Origin of the sequence: Klebsiella sp. A52, assembly GCF_018388785.1 — a bacterium.
Taxonomy (GTDB): domain Bacteria; phylum Pseudomonadota; class Gammaproteobacteria; order Enterobacterales; family Enterobacteriaceae; genus Klebsiella; species Klebsiella aerogenes.
Map to the genome: position 1 here is coordinate 4,365,541 of NZ_CP074437.1, position 14,878 is coordinate 4,380,418.

16 protein-coding genes are annotated in these 14,878 nt (G+C 54.2%); 7 read left to right on the plus strand and 9 right to left on the minus strand.

All coding sequences use genetic code 11. The features are described 5' to 3' along the window. Nucleotides 1-118: 118 nt before the first annotated feature. The 4 genes from KGA69_RS20660 to KGA69_RS20675 all read right to left on the minus strand — a co-directional run bounded on the left by KGA69_RS20660 (nt 119) and on the right by KGA69_RS20675 (nt 2,517). The gene (locus tag KGA69_RS20660) at nt 119-865 is read right to left on the minus strand and encodes an SAM-dependent methyltransferase (RefSeq protein ID WP_045393829.1); all 747 of its coding nucleotides are present in this window, start codon (nt 863-865) and stop codon (nt 119-121) included. A 22-nt stretch (nt 866-887) separates the two neighbouring features. Further along, nucleotides 888-1,145 carry a YjhX family toxin gene (locus tag KGA69_RS20665; RefSeq protein WP_015705074.1) on the minus strand — a complete coding sequence of 86 codons (258 nt, stop codon included), beginning with the start codon at nt 1,143-1,145 and terminating at the stop codon, nt 888-890. A 299-nt stretch (nt 1,146-1,444) separates the two neighbouring features. Beyond that, on the minus strand, nt 1,445-1,984 hold the full coding sequence (locus KGA69_RS20670; RefSeq protein WP_015367123.1) for a DUF2058 domain-containing protein: 540 nt from the start codon (nt 1,982-1,984) through the stop codon (nt 1,445-1,447). Between the two features lie 50 nt (nt 1,985-2,034). Continuing rightward, nucleotides 2,035-2,517: a cold-shock protein gene (locus tag KGA69_RS20675; RefSeq protein WP_045375123.1), complete on the minus strand. Its 483-nt coding sequence runs from the start codon at nt 2,515-2,517 to the stop codon at nt 2,035-2,037. 168 nt (nt 2,518-2,685) lie between these two features. Between KGA69_RS20675 and KGA69_RS20680 the strand changes: the two genes are divergently transcribed. Both KGA69_RS20680 and KGA69_RS20685 read left to right on the plus strand, forming a co-directional pair. Further along, nucleotides 2,686-3,579 (plus strand): oxidoreductase, encoded by an 894-nt coding sequence (locus tag KGA69_RS20680; RefSeq protein ID WP_411710445.1) that lies wholly within the window; start codon nt 2,686-2,688, stop codon nt 3,577-3,579. Nucleotides 3,580-3,683: 104 nt separating this feature from the next. Then, nucleotides 3,684-4,163, plus strand: a complete 480-nt coding sequence (locus KGA69_RS20685) for an RrF2 family transcriptional regulator (RefSeq protein WP_045393779.1) — start codon at nt 3,684-3,686, stop codon at nt 4,161-4,163. 63 nt (nt 4,164-4,226) lie between these two features. Here KGA69_RS20685 and oqxB read toward each other — a convergent pair whose 3' ends face one another. Then, nucleotides 4,227-7,379: a multidrug efflux RND transporter permease subunit OqxB gene (oqxB, locus tag KGA69_RS20690; protein WP_045393776.1), complete on the minus strand. Its 3,153-nt coding sequence runs from the start codon at nt 7,377-7,379 to the stop codon at nt 4,227-4,229. Nucleotides 7,380-7,402: 23 nt separating this feature from the next. After that, complete coding sequence (locus tag KGA69_RS20695; protein ID WP_213292625.1) at nt 7,403-8,578, minus strand: efflux RND transporter periplasmic adaptor subunit; 1,176 nt, start codon at nt 8,576-8,578, stop codon at nt 7,403-7,405. A gap of 332 nt (nt 8,579-8,910) precedes the next feature. Between KGA69_RS20695 and KGA69_RS20700 the strand changes: the two genes are divergently transcribed. The 4 genes from KGA69_RS20700 (at nt 8,911) to KGA69_RS20715 (ending at nt 11,719) form a co-directional block, all read left to right on the plus strand. After that, nucleotides 8,911-9,270, plus strand: a complete 360-nt coding sequence (locus tag KGA69_RS20700) for a helix-turn-helix domain-containing protein (RefSeq protein ID WP_045393772.1) — start codon at nt 8,911-8,913, stop codon at nt 9,268-9,270. A gap of 117 nt (nt 9,271-9,387) precedes the next feature. Continuing rightward, the gene (gene tolA / locus KGA69_RS20705) at nt 9,388-9,792 is read left to right on the plus strand and encodes a cell envelope integrity protein TolA (protein ID WP_045393769.1); all 405 of its coding nucleotides are present in this window, start codon (nt 9,388-9,390) and stop codon (nt 9,790-9,792) included. A gap of 88 nt (nt 9,793-9,880) precedes the next feature. Then, a complete protein-coding gene (locus KGA69_RS20710; RefSeq protein WP_047066487.1) occupies nt 9,881-10,609 on the plus strand; it encodes a MerR family transcriptional regulator in 729 nt (242 codons plus the stop codon). A gap of 150 nt (nt 10,610-10,759) precedes the next feature. Continuing rightward, nucleotides 10,760-11,719 (plus strand): YbgA family protein, encoded by a 960-nt coding sequence (locus KGA69_RS20715; protein ID WP_213292626.1) that lies wholly within the window; start codon nt 10,760-10,762, stop codon nt 11,717-11,719. Nucleotides 11,720-11,753: 34 nt separating this feature from the next. On the opposite strand, the gene yajD is transcribed toward KGA69_RS20715, so the two are convergent. The 3 genes from yajD to icd all read right to left on the minus strand — a co-directional run bounded on the left by yajD (nt 11,754) and on the right by icd (nt 13,981). Further along, on the minus strand, nt 11,754-12,101 hold the full coding sequence (gene yajD / locus KGA69_RS20720; RefSeq protein ID WP_015367133.1) for an HNH nuclease YajD: 348 nt from the start codon (nt 12,099-12,101) through the stop codon (nt 11,754-11,756). A 134-nt stretch (nt 12,102-12,235) separates the two neighbouring features. Next, nucleotides 12,236-12,538 carry a hypothetical protein gene (locus KGA69_RS20725; protein WP_227508957.1) on the minus strand — a complete coding sequence of 101 codons (303 nt, stop codon included), beginning with the start codon at nt 12,536-12,538 and terminating at the stop codon, nt 12,236-12,238. 192 nt (nt 12,539-12,730) lie between these two features. After that, nucleotides 12,731-13,981 (minus strand): NADP-dependent isocitrate dehydrogenase, encoded by a 1,251-nt coding sequence (gene icd, locus KGA69_RS20730; protein WP_015705065.1) that lies wholly within the window; start codon nt 13,979-13,981, stop codon nt 12,731-12,733. A 239-nt stretch (nt 13,982-14,220) separates the two neighbouring features. Here icd and rluE point away from each other — a divergent pair, with 239 nt between their 5' ends. After that, entirely contained in the window at nt 14,221-14,871 is a 651-nt protein-coding gene (gene rluE / locus KGA69_RS20735; RefSeq protein ID WP_045393759.1) for a 23S rRNA pseudouridine(2457) synthase RluE, read from the plus strand. Nucleotides 14,872-14,878 lie beyond the last annotated feature (7 nt).

Genomic DNA, 14,878 nt, shown 5'->3' on the forward strand with positions numbered 1-14,878 from the left:
CGCGGAGATACGATTCCGCGTCTGCTTGTGGTTCCCCTACTCTACCCCTTAGCCAAAATGTATAAATGGCGTTTATTTAACAGAATAGTTCAAATAAATTGACCAAATATAACGATCGCTATTTCTGCATTAGCGCAAATACGCCCCAGCCAAAATATTCCCGGGTATAGGTGACATGGCGAAGCGGCGCGGCATTAAGCTGCGCACGGACCTCAAACGCAAATTCATCCTCGGGGTGGGCCTGCAGCCAACGGCGCATGGTCAGCCATTTAGCGGCTTCATAACGGTCCCACCCCTCGCGGTCAGCCAGCACCATTTCAACGATGTCATAGCCCAGTTCGCCAAAAGAGGTGACCAGCGCCGGAAGCGGCAACAAATCAGCCACCGCAGAAACACCGCAGACGCGCGCTTCTTCTTCTGTCGCGGGGACCTTACGCCACCAGGGCTCCCCGATAAGTAGCATACCGCCAGGCTTAAGGCTGCGGGCTAACTGCGCCACGGTTCCGGCGACGCCGCCGGCGATCCACGTCGCGCCAATACAGGCCGCCACATCGTATTGCCGTTCGGCGACGTAACCTGCCGCATCGCTATGGATAAAAGTGACGCGATCGCTGACGCCAAGCGCTGCGGCGCGTTGTTTAGCCTGGGCGGTAAACAATGGGCTCATATCAATGCCCAGACCACCGATAGCATGATCCCGCGCCCATGTGCAGAGCATTTCACCAGAACCGCTGCCAAGGTCGAGGATTTGCGCCCCCGCCTGCAGGCGAAGTACGCGGCCAAGCGTGGCATATTTTTCCGCCGTGAAGGGGTTATGGATACGATGTTCACTTTCGCTGATGGTAAAGATACGTGGGATATCGATAGTTATGGTCATATCACTCTCCTTAGCGGTTATCCGGCTGGGCGCGAACATTATTCAGCCCGCTGGTGTTGATGCGGTACGGCTGGCCGTTAACGGATTTAATCAGTTTTTTAGTGCGGAGTTTTTTGAAGACGGCGAGCGTACAGTCGCTGAGCAGTAGGCCTTCGCGGCTATAGCACTCTACGGCGATGACGCGGCCTGAGGTGTCGCGAATGTGCGCAATACGTCCGCCTTTCGCGAGAACGTGTAAGGTACGTTGTTCCTGACGGGATAAATTCATACTGGAAAACCTGTTTAATCATCATGTGCAAAACGTGCAAACACGCAGCGGTGCCCGCATTCGATTTCAGCGCATTGATAACCAGCCCGGCCTGAAAGGTCGGCAAACTGATTATCAGATGATTACATTCTCCAGCATCAAAGCCTCGGTAGAGTTGAAAGGTATTTACCAGCCGGATGATAACATCCAGTGACAGAAAGGATATTTATAAACGGGAAAATTGTGATCGATATCTGAAATTGCGCCCCCGCCCCATGACGGTAGGCGCACAATAAATAGCATCAGCCTACTGGCCCTGATTACCACATCAAATCATCAGGTACTTTAAAGTCAGCATACGGATCGTCTTCGTCCTCGGCTTCCTGGCTCAGGGCGCTGTTCAACACAATACTTTCGGCGTCGCGCTGGGCGATTTTATCCGCCACGCTGGCGGGAATAATCGCGTATTCATATTTACCGTTATTATCAACAGCAAGGCGGGCAATCGCCAGACGGCCGCTAATGAGCTGCGCCTGGGTGGTTTTATCCACATCAATGTTTTTGATGAGATTATTATCCGTAAAGTTAAAAGCGATATGGCCTTTCGCAATCGTGATTCGGTTCATTTCAATCAGCTGCTTAACCTGCGCTTTATACTCTTTTGCTAAAGCCGCTTGCTTTTGCTGTTCACTGAGCTGCTTGTCGCGCTCAAGCTGGGCTTTTTTGTTTTCTTCTACGGCCTCGCGGGCTTCACGCGCCTGAACACGTGACTTTTTCGCCGTTCTCTGAACCTTAGCCATCTTTTTACTGGTGACCAGACCCGCTTTCAGCATCTGTTCTTGTAAAGTAAGTTTTGTCATCGTCGTTTCTACAATCGTTGGAATTCTGCTTCGGATACGGTAAATCAGGGTCAAACTTTAAGGAGCTTCACCGTGGCGTCGATGTCGATTTCATCTTCAGAGAAGATGAGCGTCGTGCCCTGAAAGGTAGTGATCGCCAGCTTTTTCAGCGTGCGCATTTCGCCCGGCTTGACGCTCGCTTTCGGCTTGATGCTGTTCATCAGCAGTCCCACGGAGAGCACCGCATTTTCCTTATCGATACGCGTATCGGCCGGCACTTCCTCACTGTAGACCAGGTAAGACTTAATTGAGGTCAGCTTCAGGCGCTCACCGGCAATATACAGATGTTTGCTTTCCGGGATGACTTTCACCGCGTAAGCCGATAAACCTTTATTATTGGTCGTGGGTTCAAACGTGACCGCCGCGTCTTTCTTAATCAGATCCGGATTGGCAACCTTAATCACGTGAAAATAGCGGTTATCGCCATTTTCATCTTTGATAAATCCGAAACCTTTATCTTTAAACCACGTTGTGATCGTACCGTTCATCGCCATTACCGCCTGATTAATCGTTTATCTACTCAATTTTGCTGCGCGCAGTTTAAAGCACAATGCCAGCGTAGACCATGCCTTTGCTCTAAGTGTTGCCCGATATCGACAATTGATCCTGGCTTTTGCCGAAAATTTGATTCATTAATGAGTACGGTTCAATCAGGAGAATGCATGATGTCTCATCTTGCCTCAGTCGCGTTGCTAGGTCCTGGCGCTATCGGCACCACCATTGCCGCCGTACTGCATGAAGCGGGCCGCAAACCGGTGCTCTGCGGGCGCACCGCGCATCAGCGGTTGATTTTACGCCGGGATGACGGCGAAACGATCATTCCTGGGCCGGTATTGACCGATCCGCATACGCTGGAACGCCCGGTTGAGCTGCTATTTGTGGCGGTGAAAACCACCCAGGTAGCGGATTGCGCGGGCTGGCTTAACGCGCTGTGCGATGAAAACACGGTGGTCTGCGCGCTACAGAACGGCGTTGAACAGGAAAGCCTGCTTGACCACTATGTTAACGGCGCAAAGGTGTTGCCTTCAGTTGTCTGGTTTCCGGCACAACGAGAGGCGGATGCGTCGGTATGGTTACGCGCCAAACCGCGCCTGACGCTACCCGATACGCCGCAAGCGAAGAAAATAGTCGAGGTTCTCGACGGAACCCGTTGCGCGGTTGAGTTGACGGCAGATTTCACATCGGTCGCGTGGCGGAAACTATTGCAAAATGCCGTCGCTGGCCTGATGGTGCTGGCGAATCGCCGCGCCGGGATGTTTTCGCGCCAGGACATCACCGGGCTGGCGCTGGCCTATTTGCACGAATGTCTGGCGGTGGCGCGCGCCGCAGGGGCGGTACTCGCCGATAGCGTGCCGCAGGAAATTGTTGATGGGTTTCATCAGGCGCCGGCGGATTTGAGCACCTCGATACTCGCCGACCGTCAGGCCAATCGTCCGCTGGAATGGGACATCCGCAACGGCGTCATACAACGCTATGGCCGAAGGTTGGGCGTTGCCACCCCCATCAGCGATGTCGTCGTACCGCTGCTGGCGGCCGCAAGCGAGGGACCTGGCTAAGATTGCTTCAAAAAAATTACCGTATTTGTTATAGTGTTACTCACTGATTATTTACCTCTGCGGTGCCAAAAAGAACAAGATTCACCGCAACCCAGGATAAGAAAATGTTAGATTACCGCTTCCCGACAGCTTTGCAGATGGTTCTCAGCGTAGCGATGGCGGAGCAATTGGGTGAACGTTCGACGAGCGCGATTCTGGCCTACGGCCTGGAAGCCAACCCGAGCTTTATCCGTAAACTCATGGTTCCGCTCACCCGCGACGGCATCATCGTCTCCACGCTTGGCCGCAACGGCTCTATTCATCTTGGCCGCCCTGCCGACCAAATCACGCTGCGTGATATCTATCTTTCCGTTATTGAAGATAAAAAACTGTGGGCGTCCCGCCCTGAGGTCCCGGCTCGCTGCGTGGTCAGCGCCAACGCCTGCTGGTACTTTAAGTCCGTAGCCGATGAAGCCGAGCAGGCGTCGCTCGCGGTGTTAGCTCGCCACACCGTGGCAAGCGCCCTGGAAGAGGTCAAAAAAGCCGATACCAGCGGCTGCGATCCGCTGCCTGAGCTGACTGCCCGCTATAAAGAAGCGCATTAACTTTTCTTGTTGCGAAAAAAACCGCCTTAAACGAAAAGGCGGTTTTTTGTTATTTGCAGCGACCTACGCGGGCAAGACGTCCCTTGCCTGTTTGCCACGCGTCACCAGTTTTCGCAGCGTCACGTAAAACACCGGCGTCAGGAACAAACCAAACAGCGTCACGCCGAGCATACCGGAGAATACCGTGATCCCGGTGACGCCGCGCACTTCCGCCCCCGCGCCGTGGCCAAGAATCAGCGGGATCGTCCCGGCAATAAAGGCAATCGAGGTCATGATAATCGGGCGTAAACGCAGGCGACAGGCTTCCAGCGCCGCTTCCATGATCCCTTTACCCTGAATTTCCAGTTCGCGGGCAAACTCGACAATCAGAATCGCGTTTTTACACGCCAGCCCCATCAGCACCACCAGCCCCACCTGCACAAATACGTTATTGTCGCCGCCGGTCAGCCAGACGCCGAACAGCGCGGAGAGCATGGTCATCGGGACGATAAGGATCACCGCCAGCGGTAGCGTCCAGCTTTCATACAGCGCCGCCAGCACCAGGAACGCCAGCAGAACCGCGACCGGGAAGACGATCAGCGCCGTATTGCCCTGCGTAGCCTGCTGGAAGCTGAGATCCGTCCACTCAATATTCATGCCGTTCGGCAGTATCTGCTTAGACATGTCTGCCAGCTGCGTCATCGCCTGCGTGGACGAGAGCACGCGGGGATCGGCATCGCCAATCAAATCCGCCGCCGGATAGCCATTGTAGCGAATCACCGGATCCGGCCCGTAGGTGGTATTAATATTCACCATACTGCCAATCGGCACCATTTCGCCCTGATTATTGCGGGTGCGTAAATTAGCAATATCTTCCACGCTGTCGCGGAACGGCCCATCGGCCTGCGCCATTACGCGCCAGGTACGCCCAAACTGGTTAAAGTCATTCACATACGATGACCCCAGATAGGTTTGCAGCGTACCGAAAAGGTCGGTCAACGACACGCCCTGCGCTTTCGCTTTATCACGATCGACCTGCACATCCAACTGCGGCACGTTCGCCTGGTAGGTAGAGATCGGGAAATGCATTCCCGGCGTCTGCATAATTGAACCCGACATCGCGTTCACCGCGTTTTGCAACGCGCCATAACCCAGACCGGCGCGATCCTGAATATACAACGAATAGCCGGAACCCTGACCCAGTCCTAAAATCGGCGGCGGCAGAATCGAGAAACCAAAGCCCTGCTGAATTTGCGCGATTTTGGCGTTAATCTCGGCGTTAATTTCCGCAGCGGTGTGTTTACGCTGGTCGAACGGTTTCAGACCAAAAAAGACAGTCCCGGTATTCGGCGTATTGGTGAACTGCAGCGCATTAAGACCGGGAAAAGCGACCGCATAATCCACGCCTTCGGTATTCATCCCGATTTCGCTCATTTTACGAATCACGGCGTCGGTACGCGCCAGCGAAGAACCTTCCGGCATTTTCACGCCGCCAATTAAATACAGTTTATCCTGCGTCGGAATAAACCCGCCGGGTACGACTTTAAACATCACGCCAGCGGCGCAGAGCAGCAGAACGTAGACCACAAACACCGCGCCGCGTCGGCCGAGCGTTTTGCCCACCAACCCCTGATAGCCATTTGAGCTACGATGGAAAAAACGGTTAAACGGACGGAAAATCCAGCCGAACAAGCGATCGATAAGCCGGGTCGGGAAGTCTTTCGCCGCGCCGTGCGGTTTTAACAGCAGCGCCGCCAGCGCCGGCGAGAGCGTCAGCGAGTTGATGGCGGAGATCACCGTCGATATCGCAATCGTCACCGCAAACTGCTTGTAAAACTGCCCCGTTACCCCGGAGAGGAATGCCATCGGCACAAATACCGCGCACAACACCAGCGCGATAGCGATAATCGGCCCGGAGACTTCGCGCATCGCCTGGTGCGCCGCCGCTAGCGGAGCCAGCCCCTCTTCGATGTTTCGTTCGACGTTTTCCACCACCACGATGGCATCATCCACGACGATACCGATCGCCAGTACCAGCCCGAACAGACTCAGGGTATTCAGCGAAAAGCCCAGCAGATAAAGAATGCTGAAGGTACCCACCACCGATACCGGCACCGCGATCAGCGGAATAATCGACGCGCGCCACGTCTGCAGGAACAAAATCACCACCAGCACCACCAACACCACCGCTTCCAATAGCGTTTGCACCACCGCACGAATGGAATCGCGCACAAACACGGTCGGATCGTAAGGCGCCGCCCATTTCATATCTTCCGGGAAACGGGTGGAGAGTTCGTTCATTTTCGCGCGTACGGCATTAGACAAATCGATAGCATTCGCCCCCGGCGACTGGAAAATACCAATCCCCACCGCGTCTTTATTGTTAAGCTGGGAACGTAACGCATAGCTACCCGAGCCCATTTCGATACGCGCCACGTCGCGCAGGCGCACCAGCGAACCGTCTTGCGCCGTTTTCAGAATAATATTGCCAAACTCGTCTTCCGTATGCAGACGCCCCTGAGCGTTAATAGAGATCAAAAAATCGCTCTCTTTCGGCAGCGGCTCGGCGCCCAACTGACCGGCGGAAACCTGAACGTTTTGCTCCTGCATCGCCGTCACCACATCCGATGCGGTTAACCCGCGCGCCGCAACCTTATTGGGATCCAGCCAGATGCGCATCGCATATTCGCCCGAGCCAAATATCTGGATCTGGCCGACGCCGGGCAGACGCGCGAGTTCATCTTTGACTTTCAACGTGGCGTAGTTACGCATATACAGGGAATCATACTTACCGCCGGGCGAAAACAGATGCACCACCAGCGTCAGCGTTGGCGATTGCTTCTGGGTGGTGATACCTAAACGCCGCACATCTTCCGGAAGACGCGCCTCGGCCTGTGATACCCGGTTTTGCACCTGAACCTGCGCCTGATCGGGATCGGTTCCCGGACGGAAAGTGACGGTAGTTACCAGTACGCCGTCAGAGCCTGCTACGGACTTCATGTACATCATATTTTCGACGCCGTTGATGGCTTCTTCCAATGGCGTCGCCACGGTCTCCGCAATCACTTTCGGGTTGGCGCCGGGATATTCCGCCCGCACCTGCACGCTGGGCGGTACGACGTCAGGATATTCGCTGACCGGCAATAGCGGAATGGCGATCAAACCGGTAATAAAAATCAAAATCGACAGCACGGCGGCAAAAATCGGCCTGTCGATAAAAAAGCGGGAAAAGTCCATAGATCGGATTCTCAGAAAAGGGATCAGTTAAGTGCGGCGCTGGTGGTCATGGCGACGGTCTTCGCGTTAACCGGCATTCCCGGCATAAACACTTTTTGTAAGCCATCGACGATAACTTTGTCGCCTGGGTTCAGCCCCTGTTTGACGATACGTAAACCGGCAGCAAGCCGCCCTGGCGTAATATCACGACGCTGAGCTTTACCTTCTTTATCAACGATATAGACATATTTACGGTCTTGATCGGTCAGTACCGCTTTGTCGTCGATAAGCGTGGCTTTGAATTCAGCGCTGCCCGGCAAGCGGACGCGGGCAAAGAGCCCTGGCGTGAACAGACGCTGCGAATTGTCCAGCAGCGCGCGCATGCGGATCGTACCGGTGCTCGGCGTTAACTGATTATCCAGAAAATCCACTTTACCCTGATGAGGGTAACCCTCTTCGCCCACAAGGCCGATCTCAACCGGTAATGCCTGGTGACTGCTGGAGGCCCCTTGCCCGCTACGGGCAAGATTTTGGTAGTGAAGATAGGTCGACTCATCCACGTCAAAGTAGACATAAACCGTTTTTTGCGACACCAGCGTGGTGAGCACGCTGGCGGTATCGCCAGCGGTGACCAGATTACCGCTGGTGATCAACGCGCGGCTGGCGCGGCCATCGATGGGCGCGGTCACTTTGGTGAAATCCAGATTAAGCTGCGCGGCATCGACCGCCGCCTGGGCGGCGCGAATATCCGCTTGCGCCTGAACGGCGGCGGAGCGGCGCTGCTCCCACTCTTCACGGGAAACCAGATTGGTATTGATTAATTTATCGGTGCGGTTTGCTTCACTTCGCGCCAGGTTAGCTTGTGTTTTGGCTCTTGCCAGATTCGCCTGCGCCTGTTCCAGAGCGGCACGATAGGTTCGATCGTCAATGGTGAATAACACATCCCCCTTCTTCACCTCCTGACCGTCGGTGTAATTCACTTTATCAATATAGCCAGAGACGCGTGGTCGTAGCTGCACGCTTTCCACCGCTTCAATCCGACCATTAAAACTATCCCACTGGCTAATAGATTTCACCACCACGTCAGCGGCGCTGACGGCGGGAGCTTGCGGCGCGGCGTTTTGCGCGACGCCTTCATCGCAGCCAGCGAGCAGCGCCGAGAGTAGCACCATACCTACTGCTGTCAGATGACGTTTTCCCCAGGTTTTTTGCAGGCTCATTATTTTTATTCCGGTAATTATCGCCGCCGGACAAGACGCTGCGGGAGACGCCGCGCCACTTCCTTTGTCCGGGTAGGCTTGAGGCCATTTGTGTCGTTCATCGCCACAAAACTGTAACAGTTGCGAATACACTATCGCGGCGATTGTAGGAAGGCGCTTAACTAAGTGCAAGAATAATTGTTGCACTTTATGTGCTATTCTTAGGCCGAAAAAAAAGCCTGTTCCCGACACGGCATTAAATGCAACAATAAAACTTGCAATTAATCCCCAAACGGGCCACCTTTAAATGCAATTGTAAAAGGTACTTTTATTTTCTGCATGGGGGCAACAAAATGAACACTGCTGCGGTTATTCACGATCTATTGGATTGGATCGACAACAATCTCGAGAGCCGTCTGGATATTGAGACCGTTGCCAGGCGAGCGGGCTATTCAAAATGGCACCTGCAGCGGATCTTCAAGGAGCACACCGGTTACCCTCTCGCTGAGTATATTCGCATGCATAAGCTGCAAAGGTCGGTCGAACGCTTAGCCAACAGCGACGAGCCCATTTTAAACGTGGCAATCGCACTGGGTTTCGACTCCCAGCAATCCTTTAACCGCAGCTTCAAACGCCAGTATGGTCAGGCGCCCGGCGCCTGGCGACGAAGCGTCTCCGGCTCCCAAACACCGCCACTGCGCTTACCGTCGTGAGAATCGTCCTCAGGGAAACGGTGAGCGAACGGTAGAAGCACCTATGTTTAGCAGCTATCAGGGCGTTGGACCTACCGTTATGATTGGTCCATACCAAACAAACAAGGACGCGTTACCATGCTGAACAAATCACCGGTGGTGTTGTTATTGTTTCCTTTACTGCTGGCAGGCTGTCATCATCCTCAGTCCACGTCGCACGCGGCGGCGAGCGCCACCGAAGTCGACGATCTGTTCGCCAGCACCCCTTCGGCGAAGCCATCGAGTAGGGCTACCTACGCTTATCAGATAATGAGCGCCGTCAAGGCCAAAATGCCTGATTCCGCGGAATATTCCGGGCAAAGCTGTCGGGTTCGTTTGTCGCTGCAGCGTGATGGCACCGTGAGTTCCGCCAGCGTAGAAAAAGGCGATCGGCAACTCTGCGACAAGGTATTAGCTGCGATCAAGCAAGCTAAAATTCCTGCCGCGCCGGATGATGAAACTTATCAAGGATTTAATAATGTCACGGTCGATTTTAAACCATAAGACCCGCGCTTTATTACCAGCAATACGGCATTCAACCGGCCGTCATCCGTAGTATATTAGAAGCAGTCTCGGTTATCAGGTAATTGCAATGTCTTACTCCATCGGCGAATTTTCCCGTCTTTGCGGCATCAACGCAACCACGCTGCGGGCCTGGCAACGCCGGTACGGCCTGCTTAAACCCGAGCGCACCGATGGAGGCCACCGCCTCTATAACGATAACGATGTCCAGCTGGCGCTGAAAATTCTCGACTGGGTTAAAAAAGGGGTTCCCGTAAGCCAGGTCAAACCGCTGTTGACCCGCCCTGACGGCGGCCCAGGCAATAACTGGCTTGTCCTGCAGGACAACATGCTGCAGCGGCTGAAAGAGGGAAAAATCGAATCCCTACGCCAGCTGATCTACGATTCCGGCCGGGAATATCCCCGCCCTGAGCTGGTTACCAACGTATTGCGCCCGTTACGCAGTAAGGTATCGGCTAATGTGCCGGCGATGCAGACCCTGCGTGAGATCCTCGACGGCATTATCATCTCCTACACCTCCTTTTGTCTTGAAGGCGATAAACGCGCGCCGGGCGATAACTATCTGATTACCGGCTGGCACCTGAGCGACCCATGTGAAATCTGGCTGGAAGCGCTCATGCGTACCGGACAAGGTCATCGCATTGATGTGCTGCCGATGCCGCCGGCCGCCCTGGCTCCGGAAATATTTCCTCAGCGTCACTGGTTACTGGTGACCACGGGCCAGCTCACCGCCGCCCGCCAGAGACAGATAGATCTCTGGCGTCAGTTGGTTATTTCTCTGGACGTTATCTCTCTGTAAAAAATAGCTTTGCTCCCCTGCGCCATGTTCTCCGCTAAAAAATCGCGCCAAAAACTTGGACAAAAATTCGTGATTGTGTAAGTTTAATGTATCGGGCTAACCGTTTTTGCGCGATGGCCCAAACAGTGAGAACAAAGCGAGGAGTACGCCATGAATAAGCAACCTGTCATTGGCATCAGCGGCTGTTTAACCGGCTCGTCCGTGCGCTTTGATGGCGGACATAAACGATTGCCATTCGCTATGGATGAACTGGCGCCGTGGGTAACCTTCAAACCCATTTGTCCGGAAATGGCCATCGGTCTGAGTTCCCCTCGTCCGGCCCTGCGCCTGGTGCAGACCGGTGCAGGTGATATTCAGATGCGTTTTAGCAGCGAACCGCACGACGATGTCACGCGCAAAATGGCGGACTTTACCGCCGGTTACCTGCCTGGGCTCGGCGAATTAGCAGGTTTTATCGTCTGCGCCAAATCACCGAGCTGCGGCATGGAACGCGTGCGCCTGTATGATGAAAAAGGCAACCGCGGGCGCAAAGAAGGAACCGGCCTGTTTACCCGCGCGTTGATGGACGCCTATCCCTGGTTACCGGTAGAAGAGGATGGACGACTGCATGACCCGCAGCTAAGAGAGAATTTTGTCGAGCGTCTTTTCGCCCTGCATGAACTGAATACGCTGCGGGCCAATGGCCTGACCCGTCGGGGGTTACTGGATTTTCATAGCCGCTATAAACTGCAGCTGCTGGCGCATCATCAGGCCGGCTATCGCGAAATCGGCCCTTTCGTCGCCTCAATGCATCAATGGCAAGATCTGGATGCCTTTTTCGTCGCCTACCGCGATAAGCTGATGGCGATCCTGAAAAACACCGCCTCCAGGAAAAACCACACCAACGTGCTGATGCACATTCAGGGCTATTTCCGCGAAAGGTTGAATAGCCGTGAGCGCGGCGAGCTGCGTGACGTAATACTGGATTATCGCGCGGGGCTGCTCCCTATTCTGGCGCCCCTGACGCTGCTTAAGCACTACCTGGCCGAGTATCCCGACCGCTATCTGCAGGCGCAAAACTATTTTGATCCCTACCCGCAGGATTTAGCCCTGCGCCTGGGCGTCAATTAGCAGCCAGGCTGTGCTCTATTACGACGAAGCGTGACTACTTCTTCTTATTCATCATGGCTTTTAAATCAGCAAAAGGATTGTAGGTGGCTTCACCGACATCCTTTTGCGCATCTTCACCTGCCACTACTCTGGTGCCGTACTGATCGGCCTCGGTATACTTGGAGTGCTCGTGATCGTGACAATAGAGGCACAATAGCTCCCAGTTGCTGCCATCTTCCGGGTTATTGGTATGATCGTGATCGATGTGATGTACCGTCAGTTCACGCAGGTTGGAGTAGACAAACTCGCGCGAGCAGCGTCCGCAGACCCATGGATAAATTTTAAGCGCCTTCTCGCGATAGCCACTTTCCAGGCGGGCATAGTTTTTGGGGATCAAAGCCATGGTAGATGTTACCTGTGATAAAGAGATAATTTACGATAATAGCGCCAATATAGCGTAAAACGGAGCAGGAAAGGAAATCGATGCGCTGACGTGAGCGGTAGCTAAATCCCGGCGTGGCGCCGGGAAGACGATTATTAATGGCTGGTGACTGTCGCCGCCGCTATCGGATGATCCGCTGAAGCGACAACCGTGGTACGCGCAACTGGGTGGCGACCGTTATTGCTGGTTGCCGCCGCCACCGCCACCGGATGGTCAGCCGAAGCGACAGCCGCGGTGCGCGCCACCGGATGGTTGCCGTTATCGCTGGTTGCCGCCGCTACCGCCACCGGATGATCGGCTGAGGCTACGGCTGCGGTCCTTGCGACCGGATGATAACCCGCAAACGCAGAAATACTTGCTGATACTAATACCAGGGTCAAAATAATCTTTTTCATCATATCACCTCTAATAATAATAACCTGAATAACCAGGTAAAATATGGCAATCAATAAAGCCAATTGATGAATTACCGTAGCAAGCGGCAGCGAACATGAATAGCTCACTGTTATTTAATTATGGATAACCCGGTACACAGCAAATAAAAACGGGAGCCCTGAGGCTCCCGTTTTGCATAACCCCAGAAAACTGGATTACATGTTTTTGATGATCGCGTCGCCAAACTCACTACATTTCAGCAGCTTAGCGCCTTCCATCAGACGTTCGAAGTCATAGGTCACGGTCTTAGCGGCGATGGCGCCTTCCATGCCTTTAACGATCAGGTCTGCGGCTTCGAACCACTGCATGTGACGCAGCATCATTTCTGCGGACAGGATGATGGAACCTGGGTTCACTTTGTCCTGGCCGGCATACTTCGGCGCAGTACCGTGGGTGGCTTCGAACAGCGCGCACTCGTCGCCGATGTTGGCGCCCGGCGCGATACCGATACCGCCAACCTGCGCCGCCAGGGCGTCAGAAATGTAGTCGCCGTTCAGGTTCATACAGGCGATAACATCGTATTCAGCCGGACGCAGCAGGATTTGCTGCAGGAACGCATCGGCGATCACGTCTTTAACTACGATCTCTTTGCCGGTGTTCGGGTTCTTGATTTTCACCCACGGGCCGCCGTCGATCAGCTCACCGCCGAACTCTTCGCGAGCCAGCTGGTAACCCCAGTCTTTGAACGCGCCTTCGGTGAACTTCATGATGTTGCCTTTGTGCACCAGGGTCACGGAATCACGATCGTTGGTGATCGCGTATTCGATAGCGGCGCGTACCAGGCGTTTGGTCCCTTCTTCAGAGCACGGCTTGATGCCGATACCGCAATGTTCCGGGAAGCGAATTTTCTTCACGCCCATCTCATCGCGCAGGAATTTGATAACTTTGTCAGCTTCGGCAGAATCTGCTTTCCACTCGATACCCGCATAAATATCTTCGGAGTTTTCGCGGAAGATAACCATATCGGTCAGTTCCGGGTGTTTAACCGGGCTCGGGGTACCCTGATAGTAACGTACCGGACGCAGGCAAACGTAGAGATCCAGCTCCTGACGCAGCGCCACGTTCAGAGAACGGATGCCGCCGCCAACTGGCGTCGTCAGAGGACCTTTAATAGCAACGCGGTAATCACGAATCAGATCGAGGGTTTCAGCAGGCAGCCAGACATCCTGGCCGTAAACGTGGGTAGATTTTTCACCGGTGTAAACTTCCATCCAGGAAATTTTACGCTCGCCTTTATAGGCTTTCTCAACGGCGGCATCAACCACTTTCAGCATCGCTGGGGTAACGTCGACACCGATACCGTCGCCTTCAATGAACGGGATAATCGGGTTATGAGGGACGTTCAGTTTGCCGTTTTGCAGGGTGATTTTCTGACCTTCCGCCGGAACTACTACTTTGCTTTCCATTAACCTCTCCTTCGAGCGCTTCTGGTTCTGCTCTTCCCTCTTCACGCGAGCCTGGTGTTGGCTTAGTCGGCCTACTCCTGAGTACCGGGTCGCCCCGCTAACCGGAGATTCGCGTCCGTGTTGCCTTCCTGCCTGTATTGCGAATCGGTTTGAGCAATTTTTTGTTAATAATTTGTAATGAGCATGTCAATACTACCTGAATGTTTGCGTCCATGAAAGGCATTCGTAATTAGGCTATAATGCGGCAATTGAGAGAGCCTGAAAATACCATGCAGAAAACTTCATTTAGAAAACATCGCGTTGAGCGATTCAGCACACAACAAGTGACCAGACAACGTAAAGAACGCCAGCTTAAAACTGTGATCTTGTTCAATAAACCCTACGATGTGTTGCCGCAATTTACCGACGAGTCCGGGCGCAGCACGCTGAAGGATTTTATTCCTGTCGCCGGTGTTTACGCCGCCGGTCGTCTTGACCGCGACAGCGAAGGTCTGCTGGTGCTGACCAACGACGGCGCGCTACAGGCAAAACTGACCCAGCCCGGTAAGCGCACCGGCAAAATTTACTACGTTCAGGTGGAAGGCGAACCTACAGAAGAAGCGATCCGCGCACTGCGCGACGGAGTGACGCTAAACGATGGACCCACCCTACCCGCCGGCGTGGAGCTGGTGGATGAACCCGCCTGGCTTTGGCCGCGCAATCCGCCGATTCGCGAGCGTAAATCGATTCCCACTCGCTGGCTAAAAATCACCCTCTATGAGGGACGCAACCGTCAGGTTCGCCGGATGACCGCCCACGTCGGTTTTCCGACGCTAAGGCTGATTCGCTACGCCATGGGCGGCTATACGCTTGATGGTTTAGCCAACGGCGAGTGGCGTCAAACCGAATAACAGCATT

What these genes read in the sequence shown, in the direction of transcription:
- KGA69_RS20685 (WP_045393779.1), top strand. Translation starts at nt 3,684, where the DNA reads ATGTTAGATTACCGCTTCCCGACAGCTTTGCAGATGGTTCTCAGCGTA.
- rluE (WP_045393759.1), top strand. Translation starts at nt 14,221, where the DNA reads ATGCGGCAATTGAGAGAGCCTGAAAATACCATGCAGAAAACTTCATTT.
- KGA69_RS20700 (WP_045393772.1), top strand. Translation starts at nt 8,911, where the DNA reads ATGAACACTGCTGCGGTTATTCACGATCTATTGGATTGGATCGACAAC.
- KGA69_RS20670 (WP_015367123.1), bottom strand. Translation starts at nt 1,984, where the DNA reads ATGACAAAACTTACTTTACAAGAACAGATGCTGAAAGCGGGTCTGGTC.
- KGA69_RS20675 (WP_045375123.1), bottom strand. Translation starts at nt 2,517, where the DNA reads ATGGCGATGAACGGTACGATCACAACGTGGTTTAAAGATAAAGGTTTC.
- oqxB (WP_045393776.1), bottom strand. Translation starts at nt 7,379, where the DNA reads ATGGACTTTTCCCGCTTTTTTATCGACAGGCCGATTTTTGCCGCCGTG.
- KGA69_RS20680 (WP_411710445.1), top strand. Translation starts at nt 2,686, where the DNA reads ATGATGTCTCATCTTGCCTCAGTCGCGTTGCTAGGTCCTGGCGCTATC.
- icd (WP_015705065.1), bottom strand. Translation starts at nt 13,981, where the DNA reads ATGGAAAGCAAAGTAGTAGTTCCGGCGGAAGGTCAGAAAATCACCCTG.
- KGA69_RS20665 (WP_015705074.1), bottom strand. Translation starts at nt 1,145, where the DNA reads ATGAATTTATCCCGTCAGGAACAACGTACCTTACACGTTCTCGCGAAA.
- yajD (WP_015367133.1), bottom strand. Translation starts at nt 12,101, where the DNA reads ATGGCTTTGATCCCCAAAAACTATGCCCGCCTGGAAAGTGGCTATCGC.
- tolA (WP_045393769.1), top strand. Translation starts at nt 9,388, where the DNA reads ATGCTGAACAAATCACCGGTGGTGTTGTTATTGTTTCCTTTACTGCTG.
- KGA69_RS20710 (WP_047066487.1), top strand. Translation starts at nt 9,881, where the DNA reads ATGTCTTACTCCATCGGCGAATTTTCCCGTCTTTGCGGCATCAACGCA.
- KGA69_RS20715 (WP_213292626.1), top strand. Translation starts at nt 10,760, where the DNA reads ATGAATAAGCAACCTGTCATTGGCATCAGCGGCTGTTTAACCGGCTCG.
- KGA69_RS20725 (WP_227508957.1), bottom strand. Translation starts at nt 12,538, where the DNA reads ATGATGAAAAAGATTATTTTGACCCTGGTATTAGTATCAGCAAGTATT.
- KGA69_RS20695 (WP_213292625.1), bottom strand. Translation starts at nt 8,578, where the DNA reads ATGAGCCTGCAAAAAACCTGGGGAAAACGTCATCTGACAGCAGTAGGT.